The 16,601-nt window shown below is 52.6% G+C and carries 15 protein-coding genes and 1 pseudogene; 9 read left to right on the forward strand and 7 right to left on the reverse strand.

What is annotated here, in order from left to right; all coding sequences use genetic code 11:
• Nucleotide 1 precedes the first annotated feature (1 nt).
• Nucleotides 2-1,345, forward strand: a complete 1,344-nt coding sequence (gene accC / locus H4F65_RS12235) for an acetyl-CoA carboxylase biotin carboxylase subunit (RefSeq protein ID WP_010681550.1) — start codon at nucleotides 2-4, stop codon at nucleotides 1,343-1,345.
• 72 nt (nucleotides 1,346-1,417) lie between these two features.
• Here accC and H4F65_RS12240 read toward each other — a convergent pair whose 3' ends face one another.
• The 7 genes from H4F65_RS12240 to H4F65_RS12270 all read right to left on the reverse strand — a co-directional run bounded on the left by H4F65_RS12240 (nucleotide 1,418) and on the right by H4F65_RS12270 (nucleotide 8,842).
• Nucleotides 1,418-3,409, reverse strand: a complete 1,992-nt coding sequence (locus H4F65_RS12240; RefSeq protein WP_039319017.1) for a TonB-dependent receptor plug domain-containing protein — start codon at nucleotides 3,407-3,409, stop codon at nucleotides 1,418-1,420.
• Nucleotides 3,410-3,505: 96 nt separating this feature from the next.
• Nucleotides 3,506-4,354 carry a ModD protein gene (gene modD, locus H4F65_RS12245; protein ID WP_010681548.1) on the reverse strand — a complete coding sequence of 283 codons (849 nt, stop codon included), beginning with the start codon at nucleotides 4,352-4,354 and terminating at the stop codon, nucleotides 3,506-3,508.
• The gene (locus H4F65_RS12250) at nucleotides 4,351-5,172 is read right to left on the reverse strand and encodes a class I SAM-dependent methyltransferase (RefSeq protein ID WP_010681547.1); all 822 of its coding nucleotides are present in this window, start codon (nucleotides 5,170-5,172) and stop codon (nucleotides 4,351-4,353) included. The genes modD and H4F65_RS12250 overlap by 4 nt, the downstream gene beginning before the upstream one ends.
• A gap of 55 nt (nucleotides 5,173-5,227) precedes the next feature.
• The gene (locus H4F65_RS12255; RefSeq protein ID WP_010681546.1) at nucleotides 5,228-5,986 is read right to left on the reverse strand and encodes an ABC transporter ATP-binding protein; all 759 of its coding nucleotides are present in this window, start codon (nucleotides 5,984-5,986) and stop codon (nucleotides 5,228-5,230) included.
• Nucleotides 5,983-6,978: a FecCD family ABC transporter permease gene (locus H4F65_RS12260; protein ID WP_010681545.1), complete on the reverse strand. Its 996-nt coding sequence runs from the start codon at nucleotides 6,976-6,978 to the stop codon at nucleotides 5,983-5,985. The genes H4F65_RS12255 and H4F65_RS12260 overlap by 4 nt, the downstream gene beginning before the upstream one ends.
• A complete protein-coding gene (locus H4F65_RS12265) occupies nucleotides 6,975-8,012 on the reverse strand; it encodes an ABC transporter substrate-binding protein (protein ID WP_010681544.1) in 1,038 nt (345 codons plus the stop codon). Before H4F65_RS12265 ends, H4F65_RS12260 begins: the two co-directional genes overlap by 4 nt.
• 401 nt (nucleotides 8,013-8,413) lie before the next feature.
• Nucleotides 8,414-8,842: a TOBE domain-containing protein gene (locus tag H4F65_RS12270; protein ID WP_010681543.1), complete on the reverse strand. Its 429-nt coding sequence runs from the start codon at nucleotides 8,840-8,842 to the stop codon at nucleotides 8,414-8,416.
• A gap of 528 nt (nucleotides 8,843-9,370) precedes the next feature.
• Here H4F65_RS12270 and H4F65_RS12275 point away from each other — a divergent pair.
• The 8 genes and pseudogenes from H4F65_RS12275 (at nucleotide 9,371) to H4F65_RS12310 (ending at nucleotide 16,568) form a co-directional block, all read left to right on the forward strand.
• Nucleotides 9,371-9,613, forward strand: a complete 243-nt coding sequence (locus H4F65_RS12275) for a YhdT family protein (RefSeq protein ID WP_010681541.1) — start codon at nucleotides 9,371-9,373, stop codon at nucleotides 9,611-9,613.
• Nucleotides 9,603-11,054 (forward strand): sodium/pantothenate symporter, encoded by a 1,452-nt coding sequence (gene panF, locus H4F65_RS12280; RefSeq protein ID WP_010681540.1) that lies wholly within the window; start codon nucleotides 9,603-9,605, stop codon nucleotides 11,052-11,054. The genes H4F65_RS12275 and panF overlap by 11 nt, the downstream gene beginning before the upstream one ends.
• Before the next feature lie 17 nt (nucleotides 11,055-11,071).
• Nucleotides 11,072-11,959, forward strand: coding sequence for a 50S ribosomal protein L11 methyltransferase (gene prmA, locus H4F65_RS12285; RefSeq protein WP_010681539.1), 888 nt, complete (start codon nucleotides 11,072-11,074; stop codon nucleotides 11,957-11,959).
• 175 nt (nucleotides 11,960-12,134) lie between these two features.
• Nucleotides 12,135-12,869, forward strand: coding sequence for a carbonic anhydrase (locus H4F65_RS12290; protein ID WP_010681538.1), 735 nt, complete (start codon nucleotides 12,135-12,137; stop codon nucleotides 12,867-12,869).
• A 346-nt stretch (nucleotides 12,870-13,215) separates the two neighbouring features.
• Nucleotides 13,216-14,181, forward strand: coding sequence for a tRNA dihydrouridine synthase DusB (dusB, locus tag H4F65_RS12295; protein ID WP_010681537.1), 966 nt, complete (start codon nucleotides 13,216-13,218; stop codon nucleotides 14,179-14,181).
• A 23-nt stretch (nucleotides 14,182-14,204) separates the two neighbouring features.
• Nucleotides 14,205-14,501 (forward strand): DNA-binding transcriptional regulator Fis, encoded by a 297-nt coding sequence (fis, locus tag H4F65_RS12300; protein WP_005975342.1) that lies wholly within the window; start codon nucleotides 14,205-14,207, stop codon nucleotides 14,499-14,501.
• A gap of 242 nt (nucleotides 14,502-14,743) precedes the next feature.
• Nucleotides 14,744-15,520 carry an isocitrate lyase/PEP mutase family protein gene (locus tag H4F65_RS12305; RefSeq protein ID WP_010681536.1) on the forward strand — a complete coding sequence of 259 codons (777 nt, stop codon included), beginning with the start codon at nucleotides 14,744-14,746 and terminating at the stop codon, nucleotides 15,518-15,520.
• Nucleotides 15,504-16,568 (forward strand): annotated as a pseudogene (locus H4F65_RS12310) (bifunctional transcriptional activator/DNA repair enzyme AdaA). Before H4F65_RS12305 ends, H4F65_RS12310 begins: the two are co-directional and overlap by 17 nt.
• Nucleotides 16,569-16,601 lie beyond the last annotated feature (33 nt).

Below are 16,601 nucleotides of genomic sequence, written 5' to 3' on the forward strand. Positions count from 1 at the left end.
CATGCTAGATAAAATCGTTATCGCTAACCGCGGAGAGATTGCGCTGCGTATTTTGCGTGCCTGTAAAGAACTGGGCATCAAAACCGTCGCCGTTCACTCCAGTGCGGATCGCGATTTGAAACACGTATTGCTGGCGGACGAAACCGTGTGTATCGGCCCGGCTCCGTCAACAAAAAGCTATCTGAATATCCCAGCGATTATTTCCGCAGCGGAAATCACGGGTGCCGTCGCGATTCACCCTGGCTACGGTTTCCTGTCCGAAAATGCGGATTTTGCCGAGCAGGTTGAACGCTCTGGCTTTATCTTCATCGGCCCACGTGCAGAAACCATTCGCCTGATGGGCGACAAAGTGTCTGCCATCACCGCCATGAAAAAAGCGGGTGTTCCAACCGTACCAGGTTCTGATGGCCCTCTGACCGACGACATGGACGCTAACCGTGTTCATGCAAAACGCATCGGCTATCCGGTCATCATCAAAGCCTCTGGTGGCGGCGGTGGTCGTGGTATGCGCGTCGTGCGCAGCGACAAAGAGCTGGAACAATCCATCAACATGACCCGTGCGGAAGCCAAAGCGGCTTTCAACAACGACATGGTCTACATGGAAAAATATCTGGAAAACCCACGCCACGTGGAAATTCAGATTCTGGCCGATGGTCAGGGCCACGCCGTCTATCTGGCCGAGCGTGACTGTTCCATGCAGCGTCGTCACCAGAAAGTGGTGGAAGAAGCGCCAGCACCGGGCATTACGGACGAGCTGCGTCGCAATATCGGCGATCGCTGTGCCAAAGCCTGTATCGATATCAACTATCGCGGTGCGGGTACGTTTGAGTTCCTATACGAAAACGGTGAGTTCTACTTCATTGAAATGAACACCCGTATTCAGGTGGAACATCCGGTAACCGAAATGATTACCGGCGTGGATCTGATCAAAGAGCAGCTGCGCATCGCTGCCGGTCTGCCATTGTCCATCAAGCAGAAAGACGTCAAGGTTCGCGGCCACGCGGTGGAATGCCGTATCAATGCGGAAGACCCGAACTCGTTCCTGCCAAGCCCGGGTAAAATCACGCGTTTCCACGCGCCGGGTGGCTTTGGTGTCCGTTGGGAATCGCATATTTACGCCGGTTATACCGTACCGCCGTATTACGATTCCATGATCGGCAAGCTGATCACCTACGGCGAAACGCGCGAAATCGCGATTTCCCGTATGAAGAACGCGCTGGCTGAACTGATCATCGATGGCATCAAAACCAACATCGAACTTCAGATGAAGATCATGAGCGATGAAAACTTCCAGAGAGGTGGCACGAACATCCACTATCTGGAGAAGAAACTCGGCTTGCAGTAAACACTGCGCAATCGAGTCAAAAGGCCAGCTTATGCTGGCCTTTGTTATTTAGGGTATATATGCCCTCGGGGATTAATACTGGTAAGCAACGCCTAACCAATAATTACGTCCTTCCTCAACATAACCTTCCTGATAAGCGTAAGCCGTATCAAACAGGTTGTTGACCGACGCATTCACGCTAAAGCCGGCACCCAGACGATAGTCCACCCGCACATTGGTCACCGCAAATCCGCGCGTTTTATCGTTATTATCTGAATTATTGAATCCCCAGCTACGCGCTTCTTCCATCACCGTAATGCTGACCGGTTCGATAGGCGTGATCGTTGCCCAGGCAAACACCTTATGCTTCGGCAGATCGACAATGTTGCCGATTTCTTCGCGTTTCACATCGCTATGAATCAGCCCATAGTTAACCCCGACGGTTAACCAGTCTTTGACATCACCGTGAATACCCAGATCCATACCGTAGTAATCTACCCGGCCGCTGTTACGGTTTTGGATCAAACTCGGCGTAATGTTATGTGACAGAATCGCATTTGATACCCGGTTGTAGTACACGCTGGCATCGTAGCCCCAGCCCTCGGTCAAGCCGCCGCGATAGTTCAGCTCAAGGTTTTGCGCACGCTCGGGTTTGAGGTTCGGATTAACCAGCGCATCCTGATTTTTGGCTGGCTTAGAGGTGGTGTAACGCTCTTTCAGCGTCGGGAAACGGCTACGTTCAGACAGCGATAATTGCAGTTCATCGCGATTATCGAAGCGATACTTCGTCATCATCTGCCAGTTGAATGCATCCTGATTGTTTTGGTCATAATTCGTTAGCGTGCCGTTCTTCTCATGCTTCATGCCCTGCTTGCTGTCGCGCCAGTCGTAGCTCACGCCAAATACCGCATCCAGCTTATCGGACACATTCCACTGGTATTCGCTTGCCATCGACCAGGTACGGTCCTTATAGCGATCGTATGGCGCGTTAATCGCCCCTTTCTCGCGATGCACGTCATCTTTCCAGTGTACGGCGAACGACAGCAAATCCAGTTCTCGCATATCAATCCCTAATTGCAGCGCCGCGCCGTTACTGAAATCCGCATAGTGGCTATAGTTACCGCTCTTATTTTTGAAATCCGCCAGCGTTTTATACATCAGCAAGGTATTTTCAAATTCATCGTGATAGAAGCGGCTTTTCAGCGTCATTCTGTCGCTTAGCTTTGTGGTGCCCTGATAGTAATAGCTTTCTTTGTTGTAGTCCGGCCATTGCCAATAGCGTCCTGACTGACCGCTATTGCCCGCATAAGGTGGCGTATTCTTCTCACCTTCCTGATTGATGTAGGTAAACGTATACTCATCGGATTCCCGCGGCGTAAACCCGACCTTAAGCATGCCGCGCTTGTCATCGTTGCCGGAATTCATCCGCTGACCTTCGCTACCAGCAGTCGCGTTATCAACCCCGTGAGGCAACCCGGTAAACCGCTGCTTCTGACGACTGCCGCTAATCTGGAAGAACCCCAGATCGCTTTTCCCGCCAAACGACGCATCCATGTTATGCGCATTGTCACGCCCGCGCGCCCAGCCCTGATTCAAGCGCACGTTCGCTTCCAGCTCTTTTTTCGGCCGCAGCGTCGTCAGATTAATCGCGCCCCCCATTTGATTCGGGCCCTGCAACAGCGAGGTATATCCTTTAGACACCTCGACCGCCGCCAGATCGGAAGCCTGAAAACGGCCAAGATCCAGATTCCCGTCGTAGGGAACATAAATCGGCACGCCGTCGAGGAAAACCGGCACCTGCCGGCTATCAAAGCCGCGAACTTTCACCTGTTGTTCGCTGCGCCCGCCTGACTTTTGTAGCGTCACTCCCGGCACGATATTCAGCGCTTCCGCCACATTGCGCCGGTTTAGCTGGTTAATCTGCTCCTGATTCACGATATCGTTAGTCGCCGCAACCGGGCTGCTCCACACCGTCATCACGTCTTTATCCTTCGTATTCTCAACCGCGTCACCAGAGGCGGCATAGACGCAAGAGACAGGTAATAAACTGGCGGACAACAACCAACTTAATTTTCTTATTTGCATGACATTGTTCCCTTAAAAAAACACATTGCTGTATAAAAATTTATATAACGATAGATGTCGCCACTTCCCGTCATCCGGGCGTTCGGAATGATGGCGTTAGCGTTTTGGCGTTAAAACGACACGAATATCGGCAGAGGGCGCGTGGTAAGGCGCAGACGTGACGAGCAGGGCAACACCGGTTTCAGCATAGCGCTGAACCGTTTGCAGGTTGATTCCTCCCGCTGCTGACACCTTACACGCGGGCGCATGGCGTGCAGCGTAAGACAGCGTGGCGATCACCTGTTCAGGCGTAAACTTATCAAGCTGTAGAATGTCAGGCCCGGCGCTGAGTGCCATCATCGCCTCATCGGGGCTATCCACTTCCACAATGATGACTTTCTCCGGTGCCGCGTGGCGTAGTTGAGCAACATGGGTAGCCCAATCATCCTGATTCGGCAAAAAGCGACGATGGTTCGTGAATAACAGCACCGTTTCTGCACAGCCCAAACGATGCACAATCCCGCCCCCGGCCAGCACGGCTAAGATCGAAAGCAGCTTCGTACCCGGAATAATTTTGCGCGTACAGGCAATTTGCCCGGATGGCACCTCACGGGTATAAATGGCTTTCATTTGATGCAGATACTCGCTGACGCCACAGCACCACTCCAGCACGTTCTGCGTGACTTTCCATCCCTGATGTAACGCAGCGACATTTCCCGTTGCGGCAAGCATCGCTTCACCGGGCTGCACGCGTTCCCCTTCCTGAACGCAATGCGTCACCCGCAGCCCCAGCCGCTGTAGCAGACGTTCCGCCACCGGCATTCCGCTCACACACCCGCCCTGACGATGGAAAAACGTGATCTCCCCTTCCCCTTGCCCTATTCCCAGCGCACGCGTAGTAACATCACCGTACTGAATATCTTCCTGCAAGAGCTGGTCAAGGTACGCATCCGGGATATAAATCATCGTGCGAACTCCGCATGTGGCACCACATCCCAGTAGACAAACGCCCAATCCCGCGTCGGTGAAACGAGCGGGATATCATCATCCTGATGCGCATCGTAATAGACTCTCAGGCGCTGTTTTTCTTCCTCACTCAACTTGCCTAATGACCAGGCCACGCCTTCCGCAAAACGCTCGAAGGTTTCGGCATGCCTTTGGCAATTCTGCCCGCGAATAAAGCTCACGTTGGCGTGAATGCCCATGCGATAGAGAATATTCACAGCATAGATATAGTTCGGTAGCGATGTCGACGTTCGCCCGATTGCCGCCGAAATCCGTGGATCGACAAACGTAGGGGAAACCGTGTGGGTGGTGTACACCCGCAGGCGAGCTTTCTGATTCAGCTTGTAGAGCGCGGCCGCCAGATCCATGACCAGCGTCGATCGCGATGCCACCACAATGTCGCAGTCGGGCAGATCCGCCCAGTCGTCTTCCCAGGCACGGTGAGCAAATGTCGCATTTCCTATCCCCATTGCCTCTGCCCGACGACGCGCCACGTCCAGCATGCCCTCGCTGTAATCAATGCCGTAAACCTGTTCAAGCCGCGACGCCACATTGAGGCACACCGATCCCGGCCCGCATCCAACGTCCAGCAGCGTTTTAGCCCCTGAGAAATCCATGTTGGCGATGAACCGCTCCAGATACGGATCGCGTGGCCCAGCACATGCTATCGCCATGTTTTCTGCGCGCTTATCCCAGTGTTCCGGGGTTTTGGCGGTTCTAGCCGCCCGCGCCATATGCGCCTGATAAAGCGCGGGAAAATCAATCTCGTCGATAATCATATTCTCTTCCTGATTTCTCTTTTATTCGATGCCGTTTACCTGCACGCGCAGGGCATCAGGTACGGAAATGGGCGTGAATATCCGCTTCTTGTACGCCGTACAGCGCCGCCAGCTTCGTCGGCGTCAGCAGAGCGTCCGGGGTTCCCTGTTCCGTCCCCGCGCCGGGATGCAGCAAAACCACGTTATCCGCCACGGCCCGTGCATGCTGAGGATGGTGCGTGGACATCAGCACCGCGATACTGCTTTCTTTAAGCCGCTTAATGTGTGCCAATAATCGAATCTGGTTGCCAAAATCCAGACTGGCCGCCGGTTCGTCCATCACCATCAGCGCAGGCTGCTGCACTAAGGCACGGGCAATCAGTACGCGCTGCCGCTCTCCCCCGCTCAACGTCGCGTATGAACGCTGGCTCAGCGACAGAATCCCAAGCTGTGATAGCACCGCTTCAGCACTCGCGATCTCACGTTTTCCAGGCGTGGAAAAGAGCGACAAACGGGGGTGACATCCCATCAGCACCATATCCAGCACGCGAAAGGCAAAGGGAGAGTCATGTGCCTGAGGCACATAGGCTGCGACCTGTGCGAGCGCTCTGGCAGACCATGCGGCAATAGGTTTTTCGGCGATGTGTATCTGACCGGAAAAGGCAGGAATCAAGCCTAGCAGAGTGCGCATCAGGGTGGTTTTACCGCTGCCATTGGTGCCCAGCAAACAGGTAATCTGCCCGGATGGCAGTGAAAACGAGATGTCGTGGTTCACCACGGTGCGACCATATCCGACGCTAACCGCCTGAAGCGTAGCGATGCTGCTGCCTGTCATGCTCTTTCCCCCCTCAACAGCAGGAGCAGAAAGAAGGGTGCACCGATGGACGACGTCAGAATGCCTAGCGGCAGTTCAATCGCAGCGATCGTTCGCGCTAGCGTGTCTGTGAGTAACAGCAGCAGCGCCCCAACGGCAATAGAAACGGGCAATAGCCGATTGAAATTGTCGCCGACGATCAAACGGCAGATGTGCGGCACCACCAGCCCTATCCACCCGATGATTCCCGCAATCGACACCGCGCTGGCGGTAATTAACGTCGCTGCAAAGATGAATAACAGCCGCGTATAACGGATATTCACACCCAGCGTGCGGGCTTCTTCATCCGGCAGGCTCAACAGATTCATACGCCAGCGCAGTAAAATAAGCGGGGCCAACCCAATCACAATCAGTATTGCGGCAACGTTTAAGTCCTGAATGGTGATGGCGGAGAGCCCACCCAATAGCCAGAAAGTAATAGACGGTAGCTGAGTATAGGGATCGGCCAGGATCTTGATCAGTGCGATCGCCGCGCCGCCTAATGCGCCGATCGCCATGCCCACCAGCACCAGTGCCAATACGGGATCGTGTCGTTTCGCCATACGGGCAATCAGGCAGACCAGCGTCACCGCGCCTAGCCCACCGACAAACGCCAGAAGCTGAATAAACAGCATCGGTAAGCCAAGGAAAATCCCAAGCGTCGCCCCTACGCCAGCACCGGCAGAGACGCCAAGAATATCGGGGGAAACCAGAGGATTACGGAACATGCCCTGATAAGCTGCGCCGGCGGCAGCCAGCCCGGCACCAATCAGCAGCGCCGCCAGCAGGCGCGGCACGCGAATGTTCCAGAATACCGTCGCTTTACGTGGCTCGATCGACACCGTTCCCTGCGGAGCAGCGATAATTTGCAGGATTTCATGCACAGAGAGGGAATAGTGCCCCACCGCTAACGCAAGCAGCGCGCTGCCGATCAGTAAAACCCCCAGTACCAGAGTAATGGTATGGCTTTTCATACCACTCTCAGCAGTTGCTCAAGCTGCGCATCATTCAGATCGGTATGGTAAAACAGGCGGAAAAACGTTCGGGTATCACTTTTGAGCTGCTGAGCAGCAGCAGGGTCAAAATGGCTTTGTAAGCGGCACAGCCCCAGCAGCCGGTTCAGACCGGGCGGTGCATCCAGCCAGCCAAACGGCAAGCCGGACATCAGGATCACGCGCTGCTGCGCAACCGCATGCACGCCCCGCCATTGCTCCGAGTGCATAATGTGCTGATAGCTCTGCACATCCTGCGTGATAATAAGCTCCGGGTTCCACCGCAGAATGTGCTCCATCGACACCTGAGTCAGCATTTTTAATTCCCCTGCGGTCGCGACGTTCTTAAAACCCAGCAGTTCCACTGCTTCGGTATGGAGAGAACCACGCAGGCCGGTTTCCAGCCCCATCGCCCCGCGAGCGAAATAGAAGCTCGGTTTCTCGGTTTGTGCGCTTGTACGGTAAGCATTTGCACGCTGCAAAATAGCATCGGCAAACTGTGCCTGCTGTTCCGCCCGCGCCACGACATTCAGTAGTTGCCCCACCTGCCGGAGCTGTGAAGGCGTATCCAGTAAGCCGCCATCCACCAACACGTAAGGCACACCGGTCTGCTGTGACGTCCTCTGCGCCAGCGAGCGATACGTTTCATCGGCGCTTCCACAGTCAATGATGATATCTGGATTCAGCGTCAGCAGTTTTTCCAGCGATAACGTACTGGCTCGGCCTGATAAGCGCCCTAAACGCGGCAATCGGCGTACGGTTTCAGAAAACAGCGCCCCCGATTCGCCCGACAAATCAAACGATGAAAACCCAAGCAGCTTTTCTGGCGCCAGTGCTAACAGTAGCAAATCCGCAGGTGGCCCCGCGCTGATAACACGCTGAATATCAGAAGGGTTGGGAATCTGACCAAACCGTCCGGCAATGCGGTCAAACGCATGTGCAAAGGACGCAGGCAAAAGAGGTAAAGCAGACACTGTCGCCAGATACGATAAAAAAGTACGCCTGTTAATTCCCATGATGATCCCAGAGTTAAATAATATCCGCTCTAAATAATTCAAATTTCAGGCAGGCGGCAAGCGAAGGCATCCCGATGAGCTTACTCAGGTAAGTGATTCGGGTGACTAAGCGCAGCCAACGTACATGCAATTTGAAGTATGACGAGCATCGTTATATATATTTTTATATATCAATATTATCCACACACAAAATTCAGGGTCAATCATCCAGATCACATTTCCGGCGATAGTTGATGTGGGTCATTTGAGCAACGAAATAAGAGACGTTTTATGCGGGGGATACATCGAAGGAGAAAGCATTTACGGTAAAAAAACATTTTCGATAAACAATAAGCCGATAAACCCGTGTATGTCGGTCGTTTATCGGCTGGAGCGGTATAATTCGCTAAAGAAATCGGCAATTATTTCCGGGTAGCCAGAATAATACTGGATGCTTTAACCAGAGCGATTAATTCGCTGCCCACATCAATGTTCATCTCTTCCAGACTCTCATTGGTCACGGTTGAGGTCAGCGTCAATCCACCGGCAGTCACCAGTTGCACCGTCGAGTTGACGGCACCTTTCGTAACAGAACTCACCTTACCGTGAAACTGATTGCGGGCAGAAAAATTCAAACCACATTCGGCGGATGCCAGAATGACCCAAGGGGCTTTCACCAATGCAATGGCCGGTTTGCCAACGGCAAGGTCCATAGACTGACAGCTGGCTCGTGTAATCACCGTCGTTAACTTATCCCCACTTTCCAGAGTCAATGCGACTTCATTGTTTACCGCACCCTCAACAATGGAAGACACAACACCCGAAAGCTGATTTCTTGCTGAAACTGACATAACGACTCCTTTGGTTCATCTTTAACATAAAGTAACGACTAAATAACCCAGGCAGCAGGAAGTCGCGACACGATAATTACCTGATGCACAACAGCGCCGGCGCTATTATTACGTTTCTTTCGTATCACAACTATTCCACGTTGGAATAACAGACGACAAATAATAGCCCTATAGTAAACGTTCTCCTGAGAAAATTATGCGATGTGACGTCCATCATTCGCCAATTACCTCAAGATCAATAAGCCAAGATACTCATTTAGTATTATTTTGTGACGAGATAGATTCTATTTTCGCTGTTATTTACTGGTGATGTTACCGAATCAAGTAAGGTAATCTGGCACGCAACACTTCCTTTTCCCCCATAACGACGCGGATTTTTTCACCACGCGATGAGTCCCCCCGCGGCTGGCTTTTACGCTGATGGCGTAATTCTTACTAGTCAATTGGCCCACATGCCGTAAAATTCCCGCTTTCGTCATCACGACGTTCATAACGATACCCATTCTCCCATTCACGGTGGAGCAGAACATGGATACACGCTTTCCTCAGGCACACAAAGAGGCCCGCTGGGCGTTTGGCCTGACGCTGGTTTATTTAGTGGCCTGGGTGCTTGCCGCCTATTTGCCTGACAACACACAAGGGATCACCGGCCTTCCACACTGGTTTGAGATGGCCTGCCTGCTGCTGCCGCTTGTGTTTACGCTGCTGTGCTGGCTGATGGTTCGCGTCATTTTCCGCGATATCTCACTGGAGAGTGACGATGCAAATTGAAATTTTATTGCCGCTGATTGGCTATCTTCTGCTGGTCTTCGGGCTGTCGGTCTATGCCTACCGTCGCCGTCAGGCGGGTAACTTTCTTAACGAGTATTTTCTCGGCGGCCGTTCTATGGGCGGGTTTGTGCTGGCGATGACGCTCATCGGTACTTACGTCAGCGCCAGCTCGTTTATCGGCGGGCCGGGTGCCGCGTATAAATACGGGCTGGGCTGGGTGCTGTTGTCGATGATCCAGCTTCCCACCATGCTGCTGTCGCTGGGCATTCTGGGAAAAAAATTCGCCATTCTGGCGCGGCGCTACAACGCCATTACGCTGAACGACATGCTGTACGCCCGCTACAACAGCCCGCTGCTGGTGTGGTTCGCCAGCATCAGCCTGCTGGTCGCGTTTATCGGTGCGATGGCCGTGCAGTTCATCGGCGGCGCACGCCTGCTGGAAACCGCGGCTAACATTCCTTACGACATCGGCCTGCTGATTTTCGGCGTCACTATTGCGTTGTACACCACGTTTGGCGGCTTCCGTGCTAGCGTGCTGAATGATGCGATGCAGGGCATTGTGATGCTGATCGGCACCGTCATCCTGCTGGTCGGCGTAATCTATGCCGCTGGCGGTTTGCACAGCGCGGTGGATAAGCTGCAACAGATCGACCCAATGCTGGTCTCGCCGCAGGGCAGCGGCGGTATTCTGTCGATGCCGTTTATGGCCTCATTCTGGGTGCTGGTCTGCTTCGGCGTTATCGGCCTGCCGAACACCGCCGTTCGCTGTATCTCTTACCGCGACAGCAAAGCGCTGCACCGCGGGATTATCATCGGCACGATCGTCATCGGCATCCTGATGCTCGGCATGCATCTGGCTGGGGCGCTGGGTCGTGCCGTGATGCCAAATCTGACGATCCCCGATCAGGTGTTACCCGCGCTGATGGTCACCGTACTACCGCCGCTGGCCGCTGGGATCTTTCTCGCTGCGCCAATGGCCGCTATCATGTCCAACATTAATGCGCATCTGCTTCAGGCTTCCGCCACGATCATCAAGGATCTCTATCTCAGCGTGCGCCCAGAGCAGATCCATAACGAACGCCGCATCAAGATCCTGTCCAGCATGACTACGCTACTGTTGGGTCTACTGGTGCTGCTGGCCTCCTTGCGGCCACCGGATATGATCATCTGGCTGAACCTGCTGGCGTTTGGCGGACTGGAAGCGGTGTTCCTGTGGCCGCTGGTGCTGGGCCTGTACTGGGAACGCGCGAACGCTGCGGGGGCGCTTAGCGCCATGTTAACCGGGGCGATTTGCTATACCTTACTGGCTAGCTTCAATCTTCAGCTGGCTGGATATCACCCGATTGTGCCATCGCTGTTACTCAGCCTGATGGCGTTTATTATTGGCAACCGCTTTGGTCATAATCCACCAGCGCCAGTTGCCGCTTCATCTTCACTTTAAATGTAATAGAGACTGCTATGCCGTGGATTCAACTGAAAATAAACACCTCAGGAAATGTTGCAGAACAACTGGGTGACGCCATGATGGAAAGCGGTGCGGTATCCGTTACGTTTCAGGATACGCACGATAATCCCGTGTTCGAACCGCTGCCGGGCGAAACCCGCCTGTGGGGCGATACCGACGCGATTGCGCTGTACGACGCCGAAACCGACATGAACGCGGTTATCGCCATACTGGAGCAAGAACCGCTGCTGGGCGTCGGTTTTAAACACAAAATCGAACAGTTGGAAGACAAAGACTGGGAACGTGAGTGGATGGATAACTTCCACCCGATGCAGTTCGGCAAACGTCTGTGGATTTGCCCAAGCTGGCGTGACATTCCTGACCCGACTGCCGTCAACGTCATGCTCGATCCGGGCCTGGCATTTGGCACTGGTACCCATCCAACGACCGCACTGTGCCTGCAATGGCTCGACGGGCTGGATCTGGAAGGGAAAACCATCATCGATTTCGGCTGCGGTTCCGGCATTCTGGCGATTGCCGCTCTGAAACTGGGTGCAGCACGCGCTATCGGGATTGATATCGATCCGCAGGCGATTCAGGCCAGCCGCGACAACGCACAGCGCAACGGTGTTTCCGAACGTCTTGAGCTTTATCTGCCGAAAGACCAGCCTGCCGACCTGTCTGCCGATGTCGTCGTCGCCAACATCCTTGCTGGCCCGCTACGCGAGCTGGCACCGCTGATTAGCGATTTGCCAAAAGCAGGCGGTCACCTCGGCCTGTCCGGTGTGCTGGCAACGCAAGCCGAAGGCGTCGCAGAAGCGTACGCAGACAAGTTCACACTCGATCCGGTGGCTGAACGCGAAGAGTGGTGCCGCATTACCGGCCAACGTCGCGCCTCGTAATAACATTATCCTGCTAGTCCCGCCCACCGTACGTACAACGGTGGGCACACTTCTTCCTGCTATATCTCACGATTGATCCCCATAAACAGGCGTATTATTCAGCTCGGCAAGCGACTGGACGTCACCTGCGCCCGGCGCTCAACGATGCCATATCATTATTTTCAAGGGATGAAAAATGAAAGGTAAACTCTCTGTCGTATTGATGTTATCCGCCAGCTTTTCCGCCTTGGCGGCCGATCCGGTTCACTGGGGCTACGAAGGCAACGGCGATCCCGCACACTGGGGAAAGCTGTCCCCAGACTTCTCGCTGTGTGAAACCGGTAAAAACCAATCTCCCATTAATATCCGCCAGGCGCTGGACGCCCAGCACGCCCCTCTACAGCTGGCTTTCCAGTCTGGGACACAGCAAATTATCAACAACGGGCATACCGTTCAGGTTAACGTGGGCCCGGGGAATACGCTGGTATTGGATAACGAGACATTCACCTTGCAGCAGTTTCACTTTCACGCCCCGAGCGAGAATGAAATCGATGGTAAGCAGTTTCCGCTAGAAGGCCATTTTATCTATAAAGACGCGGCTGACGCGCTTACCGTTATTGCGGTAATGTTTCAGGAAGGAGAAGCCAATCTGCCGCTAGCCACGACATGGCAGCAAATTCCGGCTCAGGTTAATCAGGCGGAGGATGTACGCACGCCAATCGCGATTCAGAGCCTGTTACCGACGTCATTAAACTACTATCGGTTTAGTGGGTCGCTCACCACACCACCGTGTTCAGAAGGCATTCGCTGGCTCGTGTTGGATCACCCCGTCACCGCCTCTGCCGAACAAATAAACCAGTTCCGCTCGGTTATGCGTCACGCCAATAATCGCCCCGTACAGGCGCTTAATGGCCGCGTCATCATCCATTAAGCCACTCCGCGAGGCTGGTCAGAACATTTGTCGGCCAGCCGATACCCTTTTTTGCCGCATTAACCAACGCATTTCACTGATAAAGCATTGATAGGCTGCTGTATCTCCACCAAAAATGACCGCGATTGCAGATAAAATTCTGTAAGCAGATGAATATTTTATCGTTCAAAAAATCAGCACAAAAACATAACACACTGTTAAATATGAATAATATTTTCATATACCTCTACGAACTGCATTTTCATTGATCGATAGCCGTAAATTGGTCAAAGTTTGGCCTTTCATCTGACGTAAAAAATGCGTAATATACGCGCCCTTGCAGGCACAGTATGGTCAATTTTTGTCTATGCACATTGGACAATTTCAGCTTAGTAATCGCTTGATAGCAGCCCCAATGGCTGGTATTAGCGATCGCCCATTTAGAGCACTCTGTCATGCGATGGGCGCTGGAATGACCGTGTCTGAAATGCTTTCTTCCAACCCGGAAGTGTGGCGTTCAGACAAGTCGCGTTTGCGAATGGTTCATAGTGATGAACCGGGTATCAGAGCCGTGCAAATTGCCGGTTGTGACCCCGATGAGATGGCGGCGGCAGCGAGAATCAACGCTGATTCCGGCGCGCAGATCATTGACATCAATATGGGCTGCCCGGCGAAGAAGGTGAACCGCAAGATGGCAGGATCTGCATTGTTGCAGTATCCGGATTTGGTCAAACAGATCCTCTCTTCGGTAGTGAAAGCGGTAGACGTACCGGTGACACTGAAGATCCGTACCGGTTGGGCACCAGAGCATCGTAACTGTGTAGAAATTGCCAAACTGGCTGAAGACTGTGGCATTCAAGCGTTAACCATTCACGGACGCACCCGTGCGTGCCTGTTCAATGGTTTCGCCGAATACGACAGCATTCGGGCAGTTAAGCAGGCCGTTTCCATTCCTATTATTGCGAATGGCGACATTACAGACCCGCATAAAGCCAGAGCGGTTCTTGACTACACCGGGGCTGACGCCCTGATGATAGGACGAGCCGCTCAGGGAAGACCCTGGATCTTTCGGGAAATCCAGCATTATCTGGACACAGGGGAGTTGCTGGCACCAATGCCGTTGGCAGAGGTCAAGCGCTTGTTGATCGAGCATATACGGGAATTGCACGACTTTTATGGTCCAGGCAAGGGATTTCGTATCGCTCGTAAGCACGTATCCTGGTATCTCCAGGAGCATGCCCCAAACGACCAGTTTAGGCGCACATTCAACGCCATTGAGGATGCCAGCGAGCAGCTGGAGGCGTTGAAGGCATATTTTGAAAATCTTGCGTAAACAGAAAAAGAGCTGACAGAACTATGTTCGAACAACGCGTGAATTCTGACGTACTGACCGTTTCCACTGTAAACTCTCAGGCTCAGGTAACCCAAAAACCCCTGCGCGACTCGGTTAAACAGGCACTGAAGAACTATTTTGCTCAATTGAACGGTCAGGATGTAAGTGACCTGTATGAGCTGGTACTGGCTGAAGTTGAACAGCCACTGTTGGACATGGTGATGCAATACACCCGCGGTAACCAAACCCGCGCTGCCCTGATGATGGGCATCAACCGCGGTACTCTGCGTAAGAAATTGAAAAAATACGGCATGAACTGATACTAATCAGTTAATCATTTGAAAAAAGGCGCTTTACCTCTTGGGTTAAGCGCCTTTTTCTTTGCCTTCTATTTAGGCAGCAATAGCCTTAGCGTGGACGGTGTGAGCGGATTGACGCATAAAAGGGTCGGTGCAGATTATTCGGCCATGATTAATTTGCAAAAAATGGTCGTCTGATTTTCGGTTGTGAGAGTGTCGTCGGGTGTTCAAGATGAGTCCCGTATATCGCAAAGGAGATAATCATGGACTTCGCTGAACTTCATCATCAAAGCAACCCCTTACTCATCGCCAATGTCTGGGATGCAAGCAGTGCTATTGCCGCTCAGTATGCAGGCTATCAAGCCCTGGGAACATCAAGCGCGGCAATCGCCGCCATGTTAGGTTATGAGGACGGAGAAGCGATGTCATTTGATGAATTGCTATACATCGTCACGCGTATCAAATCCGTTAGTGACCTACCATTAAGCGTTGATGTTGAAGCGGGGTTTGGTAGAACAGCAAGCGAGATAACCGCGAATCTCAAGCGCCTCACCTCACTCGGCGTGGTTGGCGTAAACCTTGAGGATAGCAGAGTGGTTAATGGTGTCAGACAACTTGATGATGCCGTAGCATTTAGCAGAACCTTAAAAAGGATTCGTCATGCGTTGAGCATAGAGAATGACCAATTGTTCTTTAATATTCGTACCGATACTTTTCTTCTTGGTCATGAGCAGGCACTACAGGAAACACTAATACGTGGTCGATTATATGAAGAGGCTGGTGCAGACGGCCTTTTTGTTCCATGCCTAACGTCTGAAAATGATATTGCGATCATTTCTCGGGAGATTAATTTGCCACTCAACGTCATGTGCATGCCAGACCTCCCTGCTTTCGACAGGCTGAAGACGCTCGGTGTCAATCGCCTCTCTATGGGTAATTTTGTTCATTCCACCATTCAATCAACGTTTAAAAACATAATGCTCACTATCCAGTCGCAACAGTCATTTGCAGGAGTATTTGTTGATGAAAGTTCTCGATAATGACCAGTGCGATGTCTGGTATCAGGCACTACTTGAGCGCGATTCTGGCTATACGGGGGTGTTTTTTGTTGGTGTAATCACAACGGGCGTATTTTGTATTTCCGTATGCCGGGCACGAAAACCGAAACGTGAAAATGTCGAGTTTTATAAGGATGTTAAATCTGCTCTGGATGCAGGGTTTCGCCCCTGCAAAGTGTGCAGACCAACAGAAAACGCGCATAGCGCACCACGTTTAATTGAACAAGCACTTGAACTCGTGCGCGCCAATCCTAAAACACGTATCAGCGACACGGAGCTTCGTAAACACGACATCAGTCCAGAGCGCGTTCGGCGATGGTTTCTGCAAAATCACGGTATTACCTTTCAGGCTTTTCAACGCATGCAGCGGGTCAATGTCGCACTTCAGGAACTAAAAGGTGGGCGTAATGCGACCGAGGTGGCATTTGATAGCGGCTACGAATCATTAAGTGGTTTTGGCTACACCTATAAACGCCTCACTGGCGTGAGCCCAACCGAACAAAGTCAGGTGATTATGATTCACCGTTTTACCACGCCGCTCGGCCCGATGTTTGTTTGTGCCACCGAACGTGGTGTTTGCCTGCTGGAATTTACTGACCGTCGCATGCTGGAGACCGAATTTCGCGATCTTCAGCGCTTGCTCAATGCCCGAATAATGTCAGGTGAAAATAATCATACCCGGCAAACAGAAAAAGAGATTAGCGAGTATTTTTCAGGCACACGCCAACAATTTACTCTTTTGCTCGATACTCCAGGCAGTGATTTTCAGCGTACCGTTTGGCAGGAACTACGTTCAGTTCCTTATGGCTAAACCTCGCACTATCAGGCGCTTTCCGGGCTGATAGGGAACCCTAACGCGGTACGAGCGGTAGCTGCGGCGAACGGTGCAAACCGGGTAGCAATAGTCATTCCCTGCCACAGAATTATTGGCAAGGATGGCACGATGACAGGCTATGGCGGCGGTATCGCGCGCAAAAAATGGCTCATTGAGCATGAAAAAACAATGCTTAATCATCCGACGGAAAGCTAAACCTAATAGGGTGAGAATGCTTCCAGCACATGG

It is taken from the genome of Pectobacterium brasiliense, from assembly GCF_016950255.1.
GTDB lineage: Bacteria > Pseudomonadota > Gammaproteobacteria > Enterobacterales > Enterobacteriaceae > Pectobacterium > Pectobacterium brasiliense.